This is a genomic window from Wohlfahrtiimonas populi (assembly GCF_002006795.1).
Taxonomy (GTDB): domain Bacteria; phylum Pseudomonadota; class Gammaproteobacteria; order Cardiobacteriales; family Wohlfahrtiimonadaceae; genus Wohlfahrtiimonas; species Wohlfahrtiimonas populi.
Map to the genome: position 1 here is coordinate 1 of NZ_MVDN01000008.1, position 20,873 is coordinate 20,873.

Genomic DNA, 20,873 nt, shown 5'->3' on the forward strand with positions numbered 1-20,873 from the left:
AAATAGTCCGCCAATCTTTTTGGATTGCCAGTGAATTGAGCCAATTGCTCGTAGATATTTTCTTGCGTCATAGAATTACTCTCTGATGGGAATTTAGAATCGTCTGCCTGCGAGGAATGTTAACCGAATGAATGTCACGGTTGCGTCATTGGGCAATGAAAAAGGTTGATCAAGCGTTGCTTCATCATCATTGATGAATACGCGATATAAACCATCTTCCAACGCTTGTAAGGCATTATCAATGGCGGGTTGTAGAGCTTGCTCGGCATCGTTTTTACGATCATTGAAGCCAATCTTGCCAACATATTCACCATCTAAATAGGCTTCAGTTGTGAGATAGGGCATCAAAGGTGCATCAATCGCTTTTTGATTGTAAGCAGCAACTTCATTCGTCACGATCATGGTAATGAAATCTTGTAATGATTCGGGAGTTTTAGGTAGATGATAAGCATGCTTTTCTAAGATTGCTTTGCGTTTACCTGCTGCTTTGATTTGTAAGTGAGTTTTCATAAAGGCATTCAAATTAAAGATATTCTGCGAAGAATAGCACAGAATATTACACAGTTGTGTCCTAGAGAATATATCGAAAAATATTTTAAATTTTGCTTTCTCGCCTTAGGCGAGAAAGCTTCTAAACAAATGTTTCATAAATCTTGAAAGCTTGTGAATATATAGCGAGGCTATACATTAAAAATAACTATATTGAGATATGATTGATCATCATGAATACAGAGCCGTATAATGGGAAACAATTTTGAGGAGGCTGTATGTTAAAAAAAGTGAGTTTATTGAGTGCATTAGCAACTGTAATGTTTGTGCCAACATTCGCCAATGAAACATTTTTGGTGAATTATTTTAATGATCTATCCACGATTGAAGCGGATTTTGAGCAAACAGTCGTCCAACAGAAAAAGAAAGAAGTATCATCAGGTGAACTGAAAATTCGTAAGAAAACTGCTAAAAATTCAACAGCAGGTTTCTATTTTGACTACACAATGCCATTTGAGCAAAAGCTCATCAGCGATGGTAAAAAACTGTGGCATTATGATGTGGATTTAGAACAAGTTGTTATTAAAAACCTTGCAAATTTTGAGCAAGATTCACCAATGTTTATGATCTTTAATAATCAATCATTGAATGCACAGTTCGAGATTAAAACGATTAAAAATGAATCCAAATATCGCTTAACACCGAAGAGAAAAGGTGATGTGAATTATATTGAGATCGAGTTCAGCAAGGGTAATATTTCAAAAGTATCCGCGAAACAAGTGAATGGCTCGTTAGATTTGAAATTATCGAATGTGGATGTGAATCCAAACATTAATAACAGCGTATTCACGTTGAAAGTACCGAAAGGCGTTGATGTCATTGATGAAACAAAATAGTTTATTTGGTGGCAATGACCAAGATTTTGCACCATTAGCCGATCGCATTCGCCCGAGTAAAATCAGCGATGTGGTTGGGCAATCTCATTTGCTCGGTGAAAATAAGCCATTAACCATGGCATTTTCAGCGCAAAAGCCACACTCTATGATCTTTTGGGGGCCGCCGGGTGTTGGTAAAACAACATTGGCACGTTTATTGGCGGAAGTTTACGATTGTGCTTATATCGCGTTATCTGCGGTATTTTCGGGTGTGAAAGAGATTCGTGAAGCCATCGAAGAAGCGAAAAACTATCAGTTACAAGGCAGACAAACGATTCTATTCATTGATGAGATTCATCGTTTCAATAAAAGTCAGCAAGATGCGTTGTTGCCATATATTGAATCAGGTTTAGTGGTTTTTGTGGGCGCAACCACAGAAAATCCATCCTTCGAGATCAATCGTGCACTCTTATCTCGAGCAACGGTTTATCAATTAAAGCCCATTGATTCTGCTGATTTAGCTGAATTAGTGCAAAAAGTGATGGCAGAGCATTACGCGGATATTGCGATTGAAAGTGGTGCAGTGAATCATCTCGTTGAATATGCGGATGGTGATGCCCGCCGTTTATTGAATCGTTTAGAACAAGTATTGAATATCGCAGTTGCACAGAATATTATGAATGTCACGACTGAGTTTTTAACGGAAGTATTAACAGAACAACCGAAAGCTATGGATAAAGGCGGGGATCAATTTTATGATTTGATTTCAGCATTGCATAAATCTGTGCGTGGTTCTGATCCTGATGCTGCTTTATATTGGTTCTTTAGAATGCTTGAAGGCGGTGTTGACCCTCGTTATTTAGCTCGTAGAATTGTGCGCATTGCGTGGGAAGATATTGCGTTGGCTGATCCTCGTGCGATGCAGATCGCTAATGATGCTGCCACAACTTATGAGCGTTTAGGTTCGCCAGAAGGTGAATTGGCGCTTGGTACAGCATTGGTTTATTTGGCATGTGCGGCAAAATCGAATGCGGCATACAATGCGTTTAATATGGCACGCTCTTATGTGAAGCAAAATCGCTCGTATGAAGTGCCATTACACTTGCGCAATGCACCGACAAAATTGATGGCAGATATGGATTATGGCAAAGAATATCGCTATGCCCATAATGAGCCTTATGCTTATGCAGCAGGTGAGAAATATTTCCCTGATGAAGTACAAGAACAAACATGGTATGAACCCACAGATCGTGGCTTAGAGCGTAAAATTCAAGAGAAATTAGCATTTTTGGCGGAGTTGGATAGAAACTCAAACAATAAATAATAGGAGAAATGATGGTTAGAAATTTTCGTACATTATTGTTACTAGGAGGATTTATGACATTATCAATCTTTGCACATGGTCAAGCTTTACATGATGCCATTAAAAATAATGATATTGAAGCAGTAACTCAATTAGCAATTAAAGAGAATTTGGAAATTCGTGATCATCAGCAAAATACGCCCTTAATGTTAGCGACTCAAAATAATAATGCCAAAATTGCTGAAATTCTTATTTTAGCAGGTGCGGATGTGAATGCTAAAAATGGGATTCAAGATACACCGCATTTATTATCAGGTGCACAGGGTTATAACAAAATATTAGCACTGACTTTAGCGCATGGGGCAAATCTTAAAGACACAAATCGTTATGGCGGTACTGCAATTATTCCAGCAGCAGAGAAAGGTCATCCTGAAACAGTTAAAATGCTTTTAGCAGCTGGTGCTGACCCAGATCATGTGAATAATTTGGGTTGGACGGCATTAATGGAAGCGGTTTTGTTAGGTAATGGTTCTCAAACATATTTGGAGATTGTAACAATTTTATTAGAAGGTGGCGCTAATCCGAATATTCCAGATAATGATGGCGTAACGCCATATAAATATGCCAATCAAAAAGGTTTTAAAGATATTGCTGATGTGATTCAACAGCATGGCGGACAGTAAACAGATCATTGATCTTTTCTATTTTTTATAAATAACAATGCTAATCTGTGTATCTGTTGGTTGTTCATTCAATGTTTCCATAATCCACTGTTGAACCAATTCTGCTTTTTTGCCACCTGTGCCTGCACCAATTAATGGAAAAGCGACAGATTGAAAGCCTTGTTCATTCACAATTTGCATTGCCGAACGTACAGATTGGCGAATGGATTTTTCTGTGGAAACCCAAAATGCATTTAATCCTGCAACATGAATGATGCCTTTGTACGGGAGCTTTCCTGCGCTTGTTAAAACAGCACCACCTAAAGGCAATATTCCCACTTTAGATAATTCAACAAAAGGGCGAAAACCTGCTTTCTTTTTAATCGCGCCAGAAACGCCTTGCGGTAAAAGCAACCACCACGGGATAAAATTGCGATTCCAAGGATTCACAATGACATCAACTTCTTGAGTTAATAGGTCGCCATGGATGATGTGAATACTATTAATATTATGCATATTGCTATGAGAATTTAGTTATTTATATATAGAAATAACATTTTAGCCATTATGTTGTTGTATCACCAATAAAAACATTATTAAAAAATAATTTGTCTGATGTAACTATTGCAGAGGCTGTTTAAATTGACTATAACAATACTATTTGCACACATAAATTAGTATCAATAGGGAAAGGAAATGGAAGATTTAAACGCGCTTTTCGCCAGCAGAGTTGTTGGTGCACAGAGTTCAATTGTTCGTGAATTATTAGCATTCAGTAAAATGCCTCATATTATCTCATTGGCAGGCGGTATTCCTGCTGCAGATATGTTTGATCTTGAAGGCATTGAAGCTGCAACACTTGAAGCGATGAAAATGGGTGTTTCGGCGTATCAATACAGCGTCACAGATGGTGAGCCTGAACTGCGTGAGCGTGTTACACATTTGATCGCAGAGCGCGGTATTGAATCTGATAAAGAGCAAGTTGTGATTACAAGTGGCTCGCAACAAGGTTTGGATTTAGTGGCTCGTACTTTCATTGATGCAGGTGATGTTGTTTTGGTTGAACAGCCAACATACTTGGCAGCAATTCAGGTATTCCGTATGGCAGGCGCTGAAATTGCTTCGATTAAAGGTTCAACTGAAGGTTTAGATTTAGATGATCTAGAAGTACAAATCAAAGCACTCAAAGCGCAAAATAAGCGCATCAAAGCATTGTACATCGTGCCGACATTTGCGAACCCAACAGGTTCAACAATGAGTGAAGAAAACCGTGTGCGTTTGTTGTCACTTGCTGTTGAGTATAACTTTGTGATTTTAGAAGATGACCCTTATGGCGAAATTCGCTTTGAAGGTGATCGTGTGCCATCTATTTATGGTTTAGCAAAGCGTACAGAAACAGGTGAAGATCATGTTGTTTACTTGTCTTCATTCTCAAAAATTTTAGTACCTGGTTTACGTTTAGGCTTCATCGTTGCGAATAAAGCCATCCGTGAAAAAATCGTATTAGTGAAGCAATCTGTGGATTTACATACGCCAGTATTGCCACAATTAATTGTTGAAAAATATTTGGCAAGTGGCCGTTTGAAGGATCGTATTCCTGCGATTTCTTATACTTATGGTCAGCGCTGTACTTCCTTAATGAAAGCTTTAGATGAATATGTTGGCGAAGATTTGGAATATCAAAAACCAGTCGGCGGAATGTTCTTATGGGCTCGTTTGAAAAACGGCATCAGTGCAACAAAATTATTGAATTACGGTAAAGATGCTGGTGTTGTATTTGTACCTGGCTCTGCTTTCTATGCAGAAGGCGCTGATGATTCAACATTGCGTTTATCATTTGCGACAGTGAATCCTGAAGGAACGATAGAAGCAGCAAAACGTTTAGCTGTAGCAATTCAGAAATATAAAGAGAGTAATTAATAAAATTAATCTTACAAGAACCTGCTTTTTAGCAGGTTTTTTTGATTCAGGTTATGAAACTACGTACTTTTGAGCAAATGTTGTGTAAAACCATATAAATTCCATTTCTTTATATTAAGATAAAAAATATTAATGATTCGTGAGAATGTTTCTCAACTAGCACAAAGGAAAATGGGGATGAAGTATAAAGGTTTTACATTGATTGAATTGATGATCGTAGTGGCAATTATGGGAATCCTTTCGATGTTTGCGATGCCAGCTTATCAAAATTATACAAAGCGCACGTACATCTCCGAAGGTTTAGCACTTGCTGGGATTGCTAAATTAGCCATTGTGGAAACAGTTGCTGCAACAGGTGTTTGGCCATTATCAAATGAAGACGCAGGATTACCACCTGCGGAAGAAGTGATAGGGCAAGCCGTGAATGCGATGGGCATTGTGAGTGCGCATAACTTTGGTGGTAATAAAATTTCCTCTATTGTGATTCGTTTTAATGAGAAGGTGATTGAAGATCTAGTTATTTCACGTGATCCAACAAATTTTAAAAATGCTGTGGTGATTGAACCCAAGTTAGTAGGCGATGCAAAGAAGTATGGCTCATATCAATGGAAATGTTTTGCTTATGATAAAGAAAGCATTAAGGTCCAATGGTTGCCAGGCACTTGCCGCGATGAATTGAAAGTTTAGAGCATTATCACTCTTGCCATTGCAATAATAATTTTCCTTGATTATACTTTTCCCTTCACTAGAGGTGCTGTTGTGAACAGCTGAGATTGAAGTAAACTTCGGGACTCTTATGACCTGATCTAGTTAATACTAGCGGAGGCAAGTGTTCATGTCGCTCATCTCCGCAATGGAGAATTATGTTTCAAATACATGCAGTGACGAATGATCAATCATCAGAATCTATCGAATCTTTAAGCGAGCGCATTATTGCTCTGTCGCCGTTTGTGGATTTTATACAGATTCGTGAGAAATCTCGCTCACCGCAATCCATTGCGAAACTCATTGAGCTGATTTTAAACCATATGGACACTGCCAAGCTAATCATCAATGACAGGGCGGACATTGCGTTTGCAATGGGTTTATCACGTGTTCATTTGACGGAATCAAGCTTATCTTTATCTCAGTTACAAAATGTATTCCCCACATTAAAATTTGGGCGATCATTTCATGCTGTTGAGCCTATCCTTTCACATTTACACGATTATGATTATGGTTACATTGGTCATATTTTCCCGACTGCCTTAAAAACATATCTCCCTTTTGGTTTGGCACAATTGCAGTTGTTGGCAAATCAGCGAACACAAGGGCGATTGATAGCCATTGGTGGCATTGATGAAATAAATATTACAGAAGTTGCACCATTGGTTGGTGGTATTGCTGTGATGTCAGGTTTTTTTGCGAAATCCATTGAAGATAGCATTGCACATGCTCGTAGTCTTCGTTCATTGGCAGAGAATGCCATTACTGAAAGGAAATGATATGGAAATTATCGTGAATGGTGAAGTGATGACAATTACTGATGATGTGAAAACAGTTGCGGATTTAATTGCATCGTTGGATATTGCGCATCGCAAATATTTTATCGTGGAAAAAAATCGAGAAGTGGTGATGAAAGAAGATTACGAAAAAGAATCTGTGAATCACCAAGATTATTTTGAGATCGTACATTTTGTGGGAGGTGGTTAAATGACATTAAAAATTGGGGAATTTGAATTCAATTCGCGCTTATTTTTAGGCACAGGCAAATATCGTTCGTTTGAAGAGCAAAAAGGTGCTGTAGAAGCGAGCGATTCACAAGTATTAACATTTGCTGTGCGCCGTATGAACATTTTTGATGACAAGCAACCTGATCTATTGGAGCAGTTGGATTTATCTAAATATAAATTGCTACCTAATACAGCAGGTGCAAGTACAGCAGAAGAAGCTGTACGTACAGCGAGATTAGCAAAGGCATCAGGTTTATGTGACATGATCAAAGTTGAGATTATTGGTTGCCCAAAAACATTGTTGCCTGATCCTGTGGAAACATTGAAAGCGACAGAAATGTTGTTAGAAGAAGGCATGACAGTTTTAGTTTATACATCGGATGATGTTGTGCTTGCGCGTAAATTACAAGAATTGGGTTGTCATGCAATCATGCCAGGTGCTTCACCCATTGGTTCAGGTTTGGGCATTGTGAATCCTTACAACTTACATTACATCATTGATGATGCAAAAGTGCCAGTGATCGTGGATGCAGGTTTAGGTACACCAAGTGACGTTGCGATTGCAATGGAAATGGGTGCAGATGGCGTATTGTTAAATAGCGCAGTTGCGTATGCACAAGATCCTATCAAAATGAGCCGTGCAATGAGTTTGGCTTGCCAAGCAGGGCGATTGGCATTTGAAGCAAAACGTATGCCGAAGAAATTAACTGCCACAGCAAGTAGCCCATTAACAGGATTGATTGGTTAATGGCAAATATCTCGATTGATCCAAGATATCATCGCTTAGCGCGATTTCATCGTATTCAAAATGCAGGTGTTGAAAAGCTCAATGACGCAACGGTTGTAATTTTAGGTTGTGGTGCTTTGGGATCACAACATGCGGAAACATTGGCGCGTTCTGGCATTGGACATTTGATATTGATTGATCGAGATTTTGTGGAGCTGACAAATTTACAGCGTCAAACCTTATTTACAGAAGAGGATGCAAAATTATCTCTGCCCAAAGTGATCGCCTTAAAAAATCATTTAGCAGAGATCAATTCAACTATAAAAGTTACNTAATGGCAAATATCTCGATTGATCCAAGATATCATCGCTTAGCGCGATTTCATCGTATTCAAAATGCAGGTGTTGAAAAGCTCAATGACGCAACGGTTGTAATTTTAGGTTGTGGTGCTTTGGGATCACAACATGCGGAAACATTGGCGCGTTCTGGCATTGGACATTTGATATTGATTGATCGAGATTTTGTGGAGCTGACAAATTTACAGCGTCAAACCTTATTTACAGAAGAGGATGCAAAATTATCTCTGCCCAAAGTGATCGCCTTAAAAAATCATTTAGCAGAGATCAATTCAACTATAAAAGTTACAGCGCATATCGCCGATGTTTCAGGTGATAATATTGTGAATTTAATTAAAGGCGCTGATTTATTGCTGGATGGCACAGATAATCTAGCCCTACGTATGTTGATCAACGATGCGTGTTATCAATTAAATATGCCGTGGATTTTTGGCTCAGCTTTGGAAAGCTATGGCATGAGCCATAATTTTAATTTCCCACGTTTACCTGAATTGCCATGTTTGCGTTGTATTTTAGGGGCGATTCCCCTAGAAAGTGGCGATACTTGCAGTTCAGTTGGCGTGATTCAGCCCATTTTACAGCTGATTTCTAGCGTACAAACCATAGAAGCGATGAAATTTTTTGTGGATGCTGAAAGTTCGAGAGATACATTGTTTACTATGGATTTATGGGTTTCTCGATCACAAAATGTGAATTTAGTTAAGCTTAAAAATCCCAATTGCCCAACTTGTGGCAATCATCCCACTTATCCATCATTGCAAGAGAAGAAACGAGAAGCTCAGAGATTATGTGGTGATGGTTCTGTGATGATCAGAGAAGTTGAGCCTTTGGATCTAGCGAAAATTCAACAAAGCCTAGCAAAAGACAATATCAAACATCAATTCAATGAGTATTTTCTCAATATTCATTTAGAAAATCATCGTGTGATTCTGTTTAAAGATGGTCGCGGAATTGTGTATAACACGAGTGATATTGGTGAAGCCTTAGCTATTTATAAACGTGTTGTAGAAAAATAATTTCAGATTCAATTCGTTTGTAATAAAGCTGTCACAAAGCATTTATATAATCGCGCTATCTATTACAGGAGCGTTAAAATGCGTTTAAAACAGACTTTAGTTTCAATGGCTTTATTATCCAGTTTGAGTTTTGCTTGGTCGAATGAGATTGTCATTGATCGCTACGAAGTGGCATTTCCAGAGCAAAAGTCCGTTGCTTATCAAGGTAAATTTGCGGCTCAATTTCCTGAGGGATTACCAATAGGCATCGGCTCAGGTTTGTACTTTATCGGTGAAGACAATGGCGAATTGAAGTTTGTAACAGTGACAGATCGTGGCCCAAATGCGGATTCTCCTAAAGTTGATGGTACAGAAACGAAAATTTTCATTGTGCCAAATTACACGCCATTGATGATGGATGTGGCGGTTGGTAAAAATGGTGCAATCGCGACAAATGCTCGACCATTGCATGATGATAATGGCAATATTTCAGGTTTGCCATTACCAAAAGGTTTGGTGGGTTCAACACACGAAATTCCTTTAACTGAAACATTAGATATTTTAGAAAGCAAAACAAATGGTTTGGATGTTGAAGGCATTGTTGCTGATGGCAATGGTGGTTACTGGCTAAGTGATGAATATGGTCCTTTCTTAATTCATATTGATGCGAAAGGTAAAATTTTAGAGCAATTGGGGCCAACGCCGAACGAAGCTGAGAAAGGTATTGCGACAGGTTTGCCGAATATCATTAAATGGCGCCAGCCAAATCGTGGCTTTGAAGGCATTGCAAGATTACCTGATGGTACGATCGTTGCGCCTGTGCAAAGTACTTTAGATATTGATAGTAAAACTGCGAAGAAAGCGAGTTTTACAAGGTTAGTGAGCTATCATCCTGAAACTAAAGCCACTCAAATGATCGCTTATCCAATTGATGTGGATGCTTATGAATCACCAAAAGATGCGAAGATTGGTGACATCGTTGCATTGGATCAAGATCGCATTTTGATCGTGGAGCAAGGCAAAGATAAAAAGGGCGAAATGCGCAATTTAGTTTATGTTGTGAATATGAAGAATGCCTCTAATCTTGCACCATTTGATGAAAAACAGGCACCAGAATTCAATACAGCGGCTGAATTGAATCAGCGTGGCATTCAATTGGCTGAGAAAGAGTTGCTGATTGATCTGCGTGAATATGGGTGGAGACAAGAAAAAGCAGAAGGTTTGGCGCTCGTGAATGATCGCACAATTGCATTGATCAATGATAATGACTTTGGCGTGCAAACAACATTAGTGAACCCTGTTGGCAAAATCAAAATGAAGGATTATTCATTGAATGCTGATAAGCAATTGATGCTCGATGGCAAAGTTGTGGATACAACAATTGCAATTGAACCATTACCAACGCCTGATAATATCAGCGATTTCTGGGTGATTAAGTTCCCTGAGAAAATCTAAGGATTTGAGAAAATAAAAAGCAGCTAAATGATTTTTAGCGGTTTTTTTATTGGGTTAATTTTCTAGCTGTGCGGCTTTCAATTTACGCCACAATGTCGTGCGGCTCACGCCCAAATAGTTGGCAATGGCTTGTTTATCGCCTTTGAACTGCTTTAATAATTCACGCAAATGCTCTTCCTCTGATTGTGTTTTAGATTCCAAAGGATTGTTATTTATTTCATCGCTGTAAATATAGCGCTCATCCGATAAATCCAAGATCAATTCATTCGTGGGTAATTGGCGCGGATTGGCTTTGAGATAAATGGCAATGCGCTCCATGATATTACGCAATTCGCGAATATTGCCCGGCCAGTCATAATTTAATAGAGAATCATCACATGCTTGTAAGGCTGTCATATATTCTTGGCGAATGGGCATGTTTAATGAGGTTAACGCTTGGCGCAATAAGCTCTCAGCAAGCAGAATAATATCGCGACCACGTTTGCGTAATGGTGGATTAAAAATTCTTAATACGCCCAAACGATAGAATAGATCGAGCCTGAATTTTCCTTCTTTCACCCATTCATCCAAATGGGCATGTGTTGCTGCAATGATTTTGACATCCACAGGTATGGGATTATAACCGCCCACGCGCACAATGCTTTTTTCTTCCAAAACACGGAGTAAGCGGTTTTGCAGTGATAGTGGCATTTCACCAATTTCATCTAAAAACAGTGTGCCATTGTGGGCAATTTCAAAAACGCCCGCTTTACCGCCACGGCGCGAACCTGTAAATGCACCATCTTCATAGCCAAAAAGCTCAGATTCTAATAATGATTCAGGAATCGCACTACAGTTGATGGCGACAAATGGGCGCTGTTTTTTCCCTGTTTTATGTTGAAAGTGAGCCGTATATTCATGGTGAATTGCATGGGCAATGAGCTCTTTCCCTGTACCACTTTCCCCTTGAATCAATGTTGGTGCGGGTGTTTTTGCATAGAGCATAATGGCAGAACGCACGCGTTCAATGCTTGGGGAGAATCCTTTAATATCATTGAGATGGTATTTTGCATGGAGCGAAAAGTTATTCTCTTTGGTATGGCGATCTCGGAGTGCCATGGATTGCTTTGCAATCTTAATCGCATTTTTAAAAGCATCACGAATACTGTCTGTGGAATATAAAAATACAGAAGGCATATTTGCCAATCGACACAGCTCTGTGATCATGCCTGCGCCCACAATCACGCCAATACCAGCTTGCTTCATCTCATTGATCATGATCTTGGCATCATCTTTCGTGTAATAAGTGCGTTCAGTGATATTGATGTTAAATGCATCACGGAATTGTTCTAAAGCAGGAAAGGGTTTTCTGTAGCTGATGATCCCGATTTGTGAGCTGATCATTTTAGCGCGAGCGAGCGCATGCATTAAATCAAAACCGCTCTCTTTCACTGTAATCACAGGGATTGAGAGGCGATCTTTCAAATATGCACCATTAGAACCTGCGGCAACGATTGCATCGCAATGAAGCTCTTTTGTAGTTGTTCTAATGTAGCCTACAGCATCTTCAAAGCTCATTTTTACAGGAATTATTTCAGCAATTTCTGAGAATTCATTACTAATTTCCTGAAACGTTTCATAGAGATGTGTAATGGAAACAGTCCAAATTATGGGGCGATTTAAATTTTTACTCTGATTCATAGTTATTTTGTTTCAAATTTGAATAATGTGTTTCAATTGTTTCATAGATACTGAATTAATGAAACATTAATGTTTAATATAATAATTTATTTATCGAAAGATAAAATATTTTTCCAGTTATATAAAACAAGCAGATAAAGGTATTATTACAAAAAAACTACAAATAAAACAAAAGTTGGCACGCTACTTGCTTTAATCACTACAGGATCATCAAAACAAACAGAACAGAAAAGGAGTGATTTATGGCTGGACAATCTAAGGGGAAGGCATTCAGAAAAGCCTTAACGGTGGAATCACCATTGCAATTGGTGGGCGTCATCAATGCTAATCATGCATTATTGGCAAAACGTGCGGGCTTCAAGAGCATCTATTTATCTGGTGGCGGTGTTGCTGCAGGTTCATTAGGTGTGCCAGACTTAGGTATTGCAACGCTTCATGATTTTGTGACGGATATTGATCGCATCACAAATGTGTGTGATTTACCTTTGATTGCAGATGCGGATAGTGGTTTAGGCCCAACAGCATTTAACATAGCTCGTACAGTAAAAGAATATACAAAAGCAGGGGCAGCTGGTCTTCACATTGAAGATCAAGTGACAGCAAAACGTTGCGGTCATCGTCCGAACAAAGAAATCGTTTCTACCGCTGAAATGGTAGATCGTATCAAGGCAGCAGTGGATGCAAGAACAGATCCAAACTTCGTCATTATGGCAAGAACGGATGCGCTCGCTGTGGAAGGGATGGAAAAAACTTTAGAGCGTGCAGCAGCTTATATCGAAGCGGGTGCGGACATGCTTTTCCCGGAAGCCATTACAGAGCTATCAATGTACAAAAAGTTCGTTGATCGAACCAAAGTACCAGTATTAGCAAACTTAACAGAATTTGGTCAAACGCCTTTATTCACGTTAGATGAGCTACGTACTGTTGAAGTTGCGATTGCACTTTACCCATTATCAGCATTCCGCGCGATGAATAAAGCTGCGCAGAATGTGTACGAAACACTTCGCAGAGAAGGTACGCAAAGAAGTGTAGTGGATACAATGCAAACTCGTGAAGAGCTCTATCAAAGCATCAATTATTACCATTATGAAGAATTTTTAGATTCGTTATTCTCATCGCAAAAAAAATAATAAAGCGATAGAAAACCATCCAAAGGAGAATGGAAGTTATGACTCAGAAATTAGAAATTATCTCACCAACGTTTAAACCTAAAAAATCTGTAGCATTGTCAGGCATGATCGCAGGGTCAACAGGGCTTTGTACAGTGGGCTTGAATGGCAATGAATTGCACTATCGCGGATACGACATCTTAGATTTGGCAGAGCATTGTGAATTTGAAGAAGTTGCTCATTTATTGATTCATGGAAAATTGCCAACGCAGAATGAGTTGAACTTGTACAAGAAAAAACTCAAAACTTTGCGCGGTTTGCCAAAAAGCGTGCAAAAAGCACTGGAAACATTACCAGCTTCCGCTCATCCGATGGATGTATTAAGAACAGGCGTTTCTTTAATGGGCTGTATTTTGCCTGAGAAAGAAGGTCAAGATTGCGCAGGTGCACGTGATATCGCAGATCGCTTAATGGCATCTTTGGGATCAATGTTGGTTTATTGGTATCAATATAGCCACAATGGTGTGCGCATTGAATTGGAAACGGATGAAGATTCTTTAGGTGGTCACTTCTTACATTTATTGCATGGTCATGCACCTTCGTATGAATATGTGCGTGCAATGCATGTTTCATTGATTTTATATGCAGAGCATGAGTTCAATGCATCCACATTCACAAGTCGCGTAATTGCAGGTACTGGCTCAGATATGTATTCATGTATTTCTGGTGCAATTGGTGCTTTGCGCGGTCCAAAACATGGCGGTGCAAACGAAGTATCTTTTGAAATCCAACAGCGTTACAACACGCCAGATGAAGCAGAAGAAGATATTAAAAAACGTGTTGCGAATAAAGAAATCATCATCGGCTTTGGCCATCCTGTTTATACCATTGCAGATCCTCGTAACATCGTAATTAAGAAAGTTGCACACGATTTATCAGTGGATGCAGGCTCTTTGAAAATGTACAACATTGCTGAGCGCTTAGAAGAATTGATGATGCGTGAAAAGAAAATGTTCCCGAACTTAGATTGGTTCTCAGCAGTTTCGTATCACATGATGGGCGTACCAACAGCTATGTTTACACCATTATTTGCAATCGCACGTACATCTGGCTGGGCTGCACACGCAATTGAGCAAAGAAAAGACAACAAAATTATTCGTCCATCGGCTGAGTACACAGGTCCAGCGCCTATGGAATTTGTTTTCATCAACGAACGTTAATCATTAACGGATCAATCACTTGTTTATTTTAAGGAAAAAGAAATGCAAAAATTTGATCAAGTAATACAGGACATCGTATCTTATGTAACAGCTTATGAAATTAAGTCAGATTTGGCTTATCAAACAGCACATTATTGTTTATTAGATACTTTGGGCTGTGGTTTAGAAGCGCTAGATTATCCTGCGTGTACTAAATTAATGGGCCCAGTTGTACCAGGCACAACAGTACCGAATGGTGCAAAAGTTCCAGGCACACAATTCCAATTAGATCCTGTACAAGCAGCATTTAATATTGGTGCAATGATTCGTTGGTTGGATTTCAACGATACATGGTTAGCAGCAGAATGGGGTCATCCATCAGATAACTTAGGCGGTATCTTGGCAGTGGCAGATTGGTTATCACGCGTTGCAATTGCTAATGGTAAAAAGCCATTGACGATGAAAGCTGTGTTAACAGGTATGATCAAAGCACATGAAATTCAAGGCTGTATTGCTTTAGAAAACTCATTCAACAAAGTAGGTTTGGATCATGTTATCCTAGTTAAAATCGCATCAACAGCAGTTGTGGCTGAAATGTTAGGTTTAACGAATGATGAAATCTTGAATGCTGTATCTTTAGCTTGGGTAGATGGTCAATCACTCCGTACTTATCGCCATGCACCAAACACAGGTTCGAGAAAATCTTGGGCAGCAGGTGATGCAACTTCACGTGCAGTGCGTTTAGCATTGATGGCTCAGAAAGGCGAAATGGGCTATCCATCAGCTTTAACAGCTAAAACTTGGGGTTTCTACGACGTATCTTTCAAAGGTCAAGAATTCAAATTCCAGCGCCCTTATGGCAGTTATGTAATGGAGAACGTTCTATTCAAGATCTCTTTCCCAGCAGAATTCCACTCACAAACAGCAGTAGAAGCAGCAATGACTTTGAAAGGTGTGTTGGATAGCAAAGGCAAAACATTCGAAGATATCGAGAAAGTAACAATCCGTACACATGAAGCATGTATCCGCATCATTGATAAGAAAGGTCCATTGAACAACCCTGCGGATCGCGATCACTGTATTCAATACATGGTTGCAGTGCCATTGATTTATGGTCGCTTAACAGCTGCGGATTATGAAAATAATATCGCAAGTAATCCAGCGATTGACGTATTGCGCGACAAGATGGTTTGTGTGGAAGATGTTCAGTTCACTAAAGATTACCATGACCCAGAAAAACGCTCGATTGCAAACGCATTAACAGTGACATTGAAAGATGGCACAGTCCTAGACGAAGTTGTGGTTGAGTATCCAATCGGCCATAAACGTCGTAGAGCAGATGGTATTCCATTATTGATTGAGAAGTTCAAGATCAATCTTGCTCGCCGTTTCCCTGAGAAACAACAATCTACGATTCTCAACGCTTCATTGGATTTGAAAACTATCAGTGATATTCCAGTGAATGAATATGTAGATATGTATGTAATCTAAAACTCCTCAAGTTTTATTTTAAATATAAATAGTTGTAGATAAAAGGGCTTGTTTAGCATTTGCTAGGCAAGCACTCTTTTTCTGTGTCCAAAATTTAGTAGCAGGTGCTGTTAATGAAATAGATTAGGGGTAGAACATGGTTGAATTGGTTGGGTTTTTGACGGTTGGAATGGTTGTTTTACTATTAATTTTGGGTAAAACAAACCCTATTGTTGCACTGGTGGGCGTGCCTATTATTGGTGCATTGCTATTAGGTTATAGCTTGCAGGATATTAATGGGTTTTTCTCGAGTGGTTTAGGAAAAGTTATTAGTGTTGCTGTTATGTTCATCTTTGCCATTTTATTTTTTGGTGTGATGAATCATATAGGCTTATTCGATCCAGTGATTAATGGTGTGATTAAAATTACTCAAGGTCATGTTGTATTAATTGCTATTGGTACGGTCATCGTTGGGAGTTTGGCGCATTTAGATGGTTCTGGTGCAACAACTTTTCTAGTTTCAATCCCTGCCTTTTTGCCAATTTATCGAAAGATGAAAATGAGTCCTAATTTATTAGTTATGCTTGTGGCAGGCAGTATTGGTATTGTTAATTTATTGCCTTGGGGTGGTCCGCTAGCTCGATCAGCTTCAGTATTAAGTATGGATGTTGCTGCGTTATGGAGACCGTTAATTCCTCTTCAATTAATTGGACTTCTTTTCTTAGTTGTATTTGCGGCCATTATGGGATTGCGTGAGCAAAAACGTATTTTAGCAGGTAAAAATGATCATTTAACTGATGAAAATTTGATTGATAAAGTGACTCAAAAAATTGAAAGTTTTGCAGGTGCTCCAAGAGGAAAAACAAATCGTATGATTTATGCAATCAACTGGATATTATTTATTGGAATCTTAGTTATCTTGTTAGGCGATTTTCTACAGCCTTCGTTAGCGTTCCTTGTGGGACTTGTGATTGCTTTACCTTTGAATTATAAAACGACAAAAGAACAGGCTGACATTATTAAAGAAAGTGCACCCAATGCAATTTTGATGGCCTCGATTATTATTTCAGCAGGGATGTTTTTAGGTATTTTAAATGGCACGGGCATGTTAAAAGAAATGACGGTGAGTATTGTCTCCTTCATGCCAAATGTTATTTTACCGTATTTATATTTGATTGTAGGTTTCTTCGGTTTGCCTCTCGATTTAGTCACAAGTACAGATGCTTATTATTTTGCTCTATTGCCAATCATTTTAGAAATTTCAGCGCCATTTGGTGTTGATCCGAGTGCTGTCGTCTATTCTTTGGCGATTGGCAATAACTTTGGAGCAATGATTAGTCCTTTGGCACCATCAACATGGTTAGGCGTTGGTTTAGCGGGTGTATCAATTGGTAGTCATATTCGTTATTCATTTATTCCAATGTGGATATTTAGTTTGGTGTTGTTAGCTTTAGCATTTGTATTAGGTTTAATTTAATTAATTTCCCACAACAATAATTAGCAGTTAATCCCACTTTGCCCACAGATGTTATGTGGGCTTTTTTTATTTTTATGCTGGTTTCATGACAATGTAGAAAAAATAGATCAATTTTCAAAAAATTAATAACTTTATCAAAGATCTCTTGCGGGAAATTTATTTATGTCTCATGATGTGATTACATTACTACTACATAAAACTTAGGCAATAATATTAACGGAGGCAAAATGTACGATTTAAAGCACGTTATGTATGAAAATGGGCTAAATCAGTTAAGTGCAGCAGAATTTTTCAGTGAAATTGGGCAAGTATATTTAAAAGAAGAAAGTGATTGTATCGGTTCATTGAAAGCGATCATTGAACCCACTTCAAGCGTAGCGGAAGCTATCCATCAAAAAGCTTATCAACTCGTAGAAACCATCCGAAGCCAACCAGATATCGAAAGTTCCCTAGATGCTTTATTGCGTGAATATAACTTAACTTCTAAAGAAGGTTTAGTGCTCATGTGTTTAGCAGAAGCTTTCTTAAGAATCCCAGATAAGAAAAGTGCGGATGCTTTAATTCGCGATAAAATTGTGGGCGTGGATTGGGATGATCATAAAGGCAAAAGTAATAAATCACTCGTTAATTTCGCCACTTGGGGCTTGATGCTTACTAACAATATTGTGGATGTGAATGAAGCGAGTGGTGTGTTTAAGAAGCTTGTGAACTCCATGAGTGAACCAATGATTCGCCAAGCTGTACATTTTGCAATGCAAGTGATGGGTAAGCAATTTGTGTTGGGTGAAAATATGCCAGAAGCATTGAAAAATGGCATGAAGCAACGTGAAAAAGGTTATACATTCACATTCGATATGCTCGGTGAAGCAGCAATGACTCGCGAAGATGCTGAACGCTACTTTGAAGATTATATGAATGCGTTGCGTGCTGTGGGTAAAGAAAAAGCAATGCCAAATAGCCCAAAACCTTCATTATCTATTAAATTATCAGCGCTACATCAACGCTACAATGTTTCGCAAAAGCATTTAGTGATGACTGAACTATTTGAGCGCGTTAAAGCATTGGCATTATTAGGCAAAGAATTAGATGTAGAGATCAGCATCGATGCAGAAGAAGCAGATCGTTTAGAGCTTTCATTGGAATTGTTTGAAAAGCTTGTCCGCGTGCCTGAAATTGGTGAATGGGGCGGTTTGGGCTTAGTGATTCAAGGTTATGCAAAGCATGCGATGCCATCATTACTCTGGGTAACACTATTGGGCAGAGAACTTGGCATAGAAATCCCTGTGCGTTTGGTGAAAGGTGCTTACTGGGATACAGAAATAAAAGATTCACAAATTCGTGGTTTAAATAATTTCCCCGTGTTCACACGCAAAGAAAATACAGATGTTTCATATTTAGCTTGTGCAAGCTTTATGTTGAGCCAAGCGAAAGGCGTAATTCGCCCACAGTTTGCAACTCACAATGCACAAACAGTGATGACGATCATTGAGCTTAGCCAACAGCATAAAAATGATCAGTTTGAGTTCCAACGTTTACATGGCATGGGCGAAGCTTTATATAATGAAGTGATTCGTCAATATGGTAAGAATGTTCGTATTTATGCACCTGTTGGTTTACACAATGATTTATTGCCATATTTGGTGCGCCGTTTATTGGAAAATGGTGCAAACTCATCATTTGTGCATCAATTAGTGGATCCAACTGTGCCAATTGATGGCTTGATTCAGCATCCTGCTTTAGTCGTGAATAAAAATAAACCTGTAGAAAATCCTTTGATTGCAAAATCAGATACATTGTATGGTGATCGCCTTAATTCCCGTGGTTTAAACATGAACTTTACAAGTACATGGAAGCCTTTTGAAATCGCTTATGAAAATGAATTAAAACGTGAATGGCGAGCTGCGCCTGTCATCAATGGTGAAACCTTACAAGCGTTTCATGATGATTATGATGCTTTTGCACCATTTGATTTAATACGTAAAATTGGGCAAGTTCGCACAGCAACGGATCAACAAGCTAAAAAAGCTTTGGATGAATTAGCAAAAGCATGGCCAGTTTGGAATGCAACAGCTGTTGAAAAGCGTGCTGAAGTTTTAGAAAAAATGGCTGATTTATTGGAGCATCACCGCGTTGAGTTGATTGCATTGTGCACAATGGAGGCAGGTAAAACGATTCAAGATGGCGTGGATGAAATCCGTGAAGCTGCTGATTTTTGTCGTTACTATGCTTTAGAAGCGCGTCGTTATGGTGAAGTGAAAGAACTTAAAGGCCCAGTTGGTGAACGCAATATTTATTATCATGAAGGCAAAGGCATCTTTGTTTGTATCAGCCCATGGAACTTCCCATTGGCGATTTATTTAGGGCAAATCGCCGCGGCATTAGTTTCTGGTAATACAGTGATTGCAAAACCAGCGGAAGCAACGCCAATGATTGCTTATAGAATTGTGGAGTTATTGTTTGAAGCAGGCTTGCCAAAGAATGTGATTGCATTGTTACCCGGTTCAGGTAAACGCTTGGGTGATATTTTAACAACGGATAATCGTGTTGCGGGCGTTTGTTTCACAGGTTCAACACAAACGGCTAAAGCAATTAATATGAATTTAGCGAGTCGTGATGGCGCGATTGCGACATTGATTGCAGAAACAGGCGGGCAGAATGTGATGTTTGCCGATTCAACAGCATTGCCTGAGCAAGTTGTGCGTGATGCATTGCAATCAGCATTTGTGAGTGCAGGGCAGCGTTGTTCTGCATTGCGCGTGCTCTATCTACAAGAAGAAATTGCGGATCGCATTGTTGAATTATTGAAGGGAGCTTTAGCAGATTATGTGATTGGTTTGCCGTATAATCGCACGACTGATGTGACCTGCGTGATTGATCAACGTGCGAAAGATGGCTTAATGGCGCACATTGAATCCTTGACGGAGAAAAATAAATTAGTGGCTCAAGCACCATTAGATGCGGAGTTACAAGGTTATTTTGTTGCACCAACTGTTTTTGAAATTGATTCCATTCAAACATTAACAAAAGAGCATTTCGGCCCGATTTTGCACATTGTGCGCTATCAACGAGATAATTTATTGAAATGTATTGATGAAGTGAATCAAACAGGTTTTGGTTTAACAATGGGTATTCATACGCGTAATGATCATGTGATTGATCTCATAGAAAAACATGCACGTGTTGGCAACTATTATGTGAATCGAAATCAAGTGGGAGCAGTTGTGGGTTTACAACCTTTTGGTGGTCGTGGTTTGTCAGGCACTGGACCAAAAGCAGGTGGACCATTATATTTATCAAGATTCATGAATGAACGTTCAACATCCATCAATACAGCAGCCATAGGCGGTGATGCTGCATTGATAGGATTGTCGGCAAAACTTTAATAGGAGGATTTATGGGTAGCTTGCAACCCTTACATATAACGTTTTTCATCTATATCATAGC

At 39.0% G+C, this 20,873-nt stretch carries 19 protein-coding genes and 1 riboswitch; of the genes, 16 read left to right on the forward strand and 3 right to left on the reverse strand.

Going from position 1 to position 20,873, the window contains the following annotated elements; genetic code table 11:
* Positions 1-93 precede the first annotated feature (93 nt).
* The gene (locus BZK16_RS09425; protein ID WP_077928639.1) at positions 94-510 is read right to left on the reverse strand and encodes a hypothetical protein; all 417 of its coding nucleotides are present in this window, start codon (positions 508-510) and stop codon (positions 94-96) included.
* Positions 511-767: 257 nt separating this feature from the next.
* Here BZK16_RS09425 and lolA point away from each other — a divergent pair, with 257 nt between their 5' ends.
* The 3 genes from lolA to BZK16_RS09440 are packed head-to-tail and all read left to right on the forward strand — an operon-like array spanning position 768 to position 3,350.
* The gene (gene lolA, locus BZK16_RS09430; protein ID WP_077928640.1) at positions 768-1,385 is read left to right on the forward strand and encodes an outer membrane lipoprotein chaperone LolA; all 618 of its coding nucleotides are present in this window, start codon (positions 768-770) and stop codon (positions 1,383-1,385) included.
* Positions 1,372-2,688, forward strand: a complete 1,317-nt coding sequence (locus BZK16_RS09435; protein WP_077928750.1) for a replication-associated recombination protein A — start codon at positions 1,372-1,374, stop codon at positions 2,686-2,688. Before lolA ends, BZK16_RS09435 begins: the two co-directional genes overlap by 14 nt.
* Positions 2,689-2,741: 53 nt before the next feature.
* Complete coding sequence (locus BZK16_RS09440; RefSeq protein WP_096777516.1) at positions 2,742-3,350, forward strand: ankyrin repeat domain-containing protein; 609 nt, start codon at positions 2,742-2,744, stop codon at positions 3,348-3,350.
* An 18-nt stretch (positions 3,351-3,368) separates the two neighbouring features.
* Here the strand turns inward: BZK16_RS09440 and BZK16_RS09445 are convergent, their stop codons facing one another.
* Positions 3,369-3,845: a macro domain-containing protein gene (locus tag BZK16_RS09445; protein ID WP_077928642.1), complete on the reverse strand. Its 477-nt coding sequence runs from the start codon at positions 3,843-3,845 to the stop codon at positions 3,369-3,371.
* 180 nt (positions 3,846-4,025) lie between these two features.
* Between BZK16_RS09445 and BZK16_RS09450 the strand changes: the two genes are divergently transcribed.
* The 8 genes from BZK16_RS09450 (at position 4,026) to BZK16_RS09485 (ending at position 10,494) form a co-directional block, all read left to right on the forward strand.
* A complete protein-coding gene (locus tag BZK16_RS09450) occupies positions 4,026-5,249 on the forward strand; it encodes an aminotransferase-like domain-containing protein (protein ID WP_077928643.1) in 1,224 nt (407 codons plus the stop codon).
* Positions 5,250-5,426: 177 nt separating this feature from the next.
* A complete protein-coding gene (locus BZK16_RS09455; protein ID WP_158076840.1) occupies positions 5,427-5,936 on the forward strand; it encodes a pilin in 510 nt (169 codons plus the stop codon).
* Positions 5,937-5,986: 50 nt separating this feature from the next.
* A riboswitch (TPP riboswitch) is annotated at positions 5,987-6,094 on the forward strand.
* An 18-nt stretch (positions 6,095-6,112) separates the two neighbouring features.
* Positions 6,113-6,733 carry a thiamine phosphate synthase gene (locus BZK16_RS09460; protein WP_077928645.1) on the forward strand — a complete coding sequence of 207 codons (621 nt, stop codon included), beginning with the start codon at positions 6,113-6,115 and terminating at the stop codon, positions 6,731-6,733.
* Position 6,734: 1 nt separating this feature from the next.
* Positions 6,735-6,941: a sulfur carrier protein ThiS gene (thiS, locus tag BZK16_RS09465; RefSeq protein ID WP_077928646.1), complete on the forward strand. Its 207-nt coding sequence runs from the start codon at positions 6,735-6,737 to the stop codon at positions 6,939-6,941.
* Positions 6,942-7,709, forward strand: coding sequence for a thiazole synthase (locus BZK16_RS09470; protein ID WP_077928647.1), 768 nt, complete (start codon positions 6,942-6,944; stop codon positions 7,707-7,709).
* A complete protein-coding gene (locus BZK16_RS09475; protein WP_077928648.1) occupies positions 7,709-8,023 on the forward strand; it encodes a ThiF family adenylyltransferase in 315 nt (104 codons plus the stop codon). Before BZK16_RS09470 ends, BZK16_RS09475 begins: the two co-directional genes overlap by 1 nt.
* The gene (locus BZK16_RS09480) at positions 8,023-9,060 is read left to right on the forward strand and encodes a ThiF family adenylyltransferase (RefSeq protein WP_233145264.1); all 1,038 of its coding nucleotides are present in this window, start codon (positions 8,023-8,025) and stop codon (positions 9,058-9,060) included. Before BZK16_RS09475 ends, BZK16_RS09480 begins: the two co-directional genes overlap by 1 nt.
* Positions 9,061-9,138: 78 nt before the next feature.
* Positions 9,139-10,494 carry an esterase-like activity of phytase family protein gene (locus BZK16_RS09485; protein WP_077928649.1) on the forward strand — a complete coding sequence of 452 codons (1,356 nt, stop codon included), beginning with the start codon at positions 9,139-9,141 and terminating at the stop codon, positions 10,492-10,494.
* A 54-nt stretch (positions 10,495-10,548) separates the two neighbouring features.
* Here BZK16_RS09485 and prpR read toward each other — a convergent pair whose 3' ends face one another.
* Entirely contained in the window at positions 10,549-12,174 is a 1,626-nt protein-coding gene (gene prpR / locus BZK16_RS09490; protein ID WP_077928650.1) for a propionate catabolism operon regulatory protein PrpR, read from the reverse strand.
* Between the two features lie 242 nt (positions 12,175-12,416).
* Here prpR and prpB point away from each other — a divergent pair, with 242 nt between their 5' ends.
* The 5 genes from prpB (at position 12,417) to putA (ending at position 20,812) form a co-directional block, all read left to right on the forward strand.
* Positions 12,417-13,304: a methylisocitrate lyase gene (prpB, locus tag BZK16_RS09495; protein WP_077928651.1), complete on the forward strand. Its 888-nt coding sequence runs from the start codon at positions 12,417-12,419 to the stop codon at positions 13,302-13,304.
* A gap of 38 nt (positions 13,305-13,342) precedes the next feature.
* On the forward strand, positions 13,343-14,503 hold the full coding sequence (prpC, locus tag BZK16_RS09500; protein ID WP_077928752.1) for a bifunctional 2-methylcitrate synthase/citrate synthase: 1,161 nt from the start codon (positions 13,343-13,345) through the stop codon (positions 14,501-14,503).
* Positions 14,504-14,545: 42 nt separating this feature from the next.
* Entirely contained in the window at positions 14,546-15,973 is a 1,428-nt protein-coding gene (locus BZK16_RS09505) for a bifunctional 2-methylcitrate dehydratase/aconitate hydratase (protein WP_077928652.1), read from the forward strand.
* A 136-nt stretch (positions 15,974-16,109) separates the two neighbouring features.
* Positions 16,110-17,429 (forward strand): CitMHS family transporter, encoded by a 1,320-nt coding sequence (locus tag BZK16_RS09510; protein WP_077928653.1) that lies wholly within the window; start codon positions 16,110-16,112, stop codon positions 17,427-17,429.
* A 227-nt stretch (positions 17,430-17,656) separates the two neighbouring features.
* Positions 17,657-20,812: a bifunctional proline dehydrogenase/L-glutamate gamma-semialdehyde dehydrogenase PutA gene (putA, locus tag BZK16_RS09515; RefSeq protein WP_077928654.1), complete on the forward strand. Its 3,156-nt coding sequence runs from the start codon at positions 17,657-17,659 to the stop codon at positions 20,810-20,812.
* Positions 20,813-20,873: the final 61 nt, after the last annotated feature.

Coding starts and splice junctions, on each gene's coding strand:
- BZK16_RS09425 (WP_077928639.1), bottom strand. CDS start 510: ATGAAAACTCACTTACAAATCAAAGCAGCAGGTAAACGCAAAGCAATC.
- lolA (WP_077928640.1), top strand. CDS start 768: ATGTTAAAAAAAGTGAGTTTATTGAGTGCATTAGCAACTGTAATGTTT.
- BZK16_RS09435 (WP_077928750.1), top strand. CDS start 1,372: ATGAAACAAAATAGTTTATTTGGTGGCAATGACCAAGATTTTGCACCA.
- BZK16_RS09440 (WP_096777516.1), top strand. CDS start 2,742: ATGACATTATCAATCTTTGCACATGGTCAAGCTTTACATGATGCCATT.
- BZK16_RS09445 (WP_077928642.1), bottom strand. CDS start 3,845: ATGCATAATATTAATAGTATTCACATCATCCATGGCGACCTATTAACT.
- BZK16_RS09450 (WP_077928643.1), top strand. CDS start 4,026: ATGGAAGATTTAAACGCGCTTTTCGCCAGCAGAGTTGTTGGTGCACAG.
- BZK16_RS09455 (WP_158076840.1), top strand. CDS start 5,427: ATGAAGTATAAAGGTTTTACATTGATTGAATTGATGATCGTAGTGGCA.
- BZK16_RS09460 (WP_077928645.1), top strand. CDS start 6,113: ATGTTTCAAATACATGCAGTGACGAATGATCAATCATCAGAATCTATC.
- thiS (WP_077928646.1), top strand. CDS start 6,735: ATGGAAATTATCGTGAATGGTGAAGTGATGACAATTACTGATGATGTG.
- BZK16_RS09470 (WP_077928647.1), top strand. CDS start 6,942: ATGACATTAAAAATTGGGGAATTTGAATTCAATTCGCGCTTATTTTTA.
- BZK16_RS09480 (WP_233145264.1), top strand. CDS start 8,023: ATGGCAAATATCTCGATTGATCCAAGATATCATCGCTTAGCGCGATTT.
- BZK16_RS09485 (WP_077928649.1), top strand. CDS start 9,139: ATGCGTTTAAAACAGACTTTAGTTTCAATGGCTTTATTATCCAGTTTG.
- prpR (WP_077928650.1), bottom strand. CDS start 12,174: ATGAATCAGAGTAAAAATTTAAATCGCCCCATAATTTGGACTGTTTCC.
- prpB (WP_077928651.1), top strand. CDS start 12,417: ATGGCTGGACAATCTAAGGGGAAGGCATTCAGAAAAGCCTTAACGGTG.
- prpC (WP_077928752.1), top strand. CDS start 13,343: ATGACTCAGAAATTAGAAATTATCTCACCAACGTTTAAACCTAAAAAA.
- BZK16_RS09505 (WP_077928652.1), top strand. CDS start 14,546: ATGCAAAAATTTGATCAAGTAATACAGGACATCGTATCTTATGTAACA.
- BZK16_RS09510 (WP_077928653.1), top strand. CDS start 16,110: ATGGTTGAATTGGTTGGGTTTTTGACGGTTGGAATGGTTGTTTTACTA.
- putA (WP_077928654.1), top strand. CDS start 17,657: ATGTACGATTTAAAGCACGTTATGTATGAAAATGGGCTAAATCAGTTA.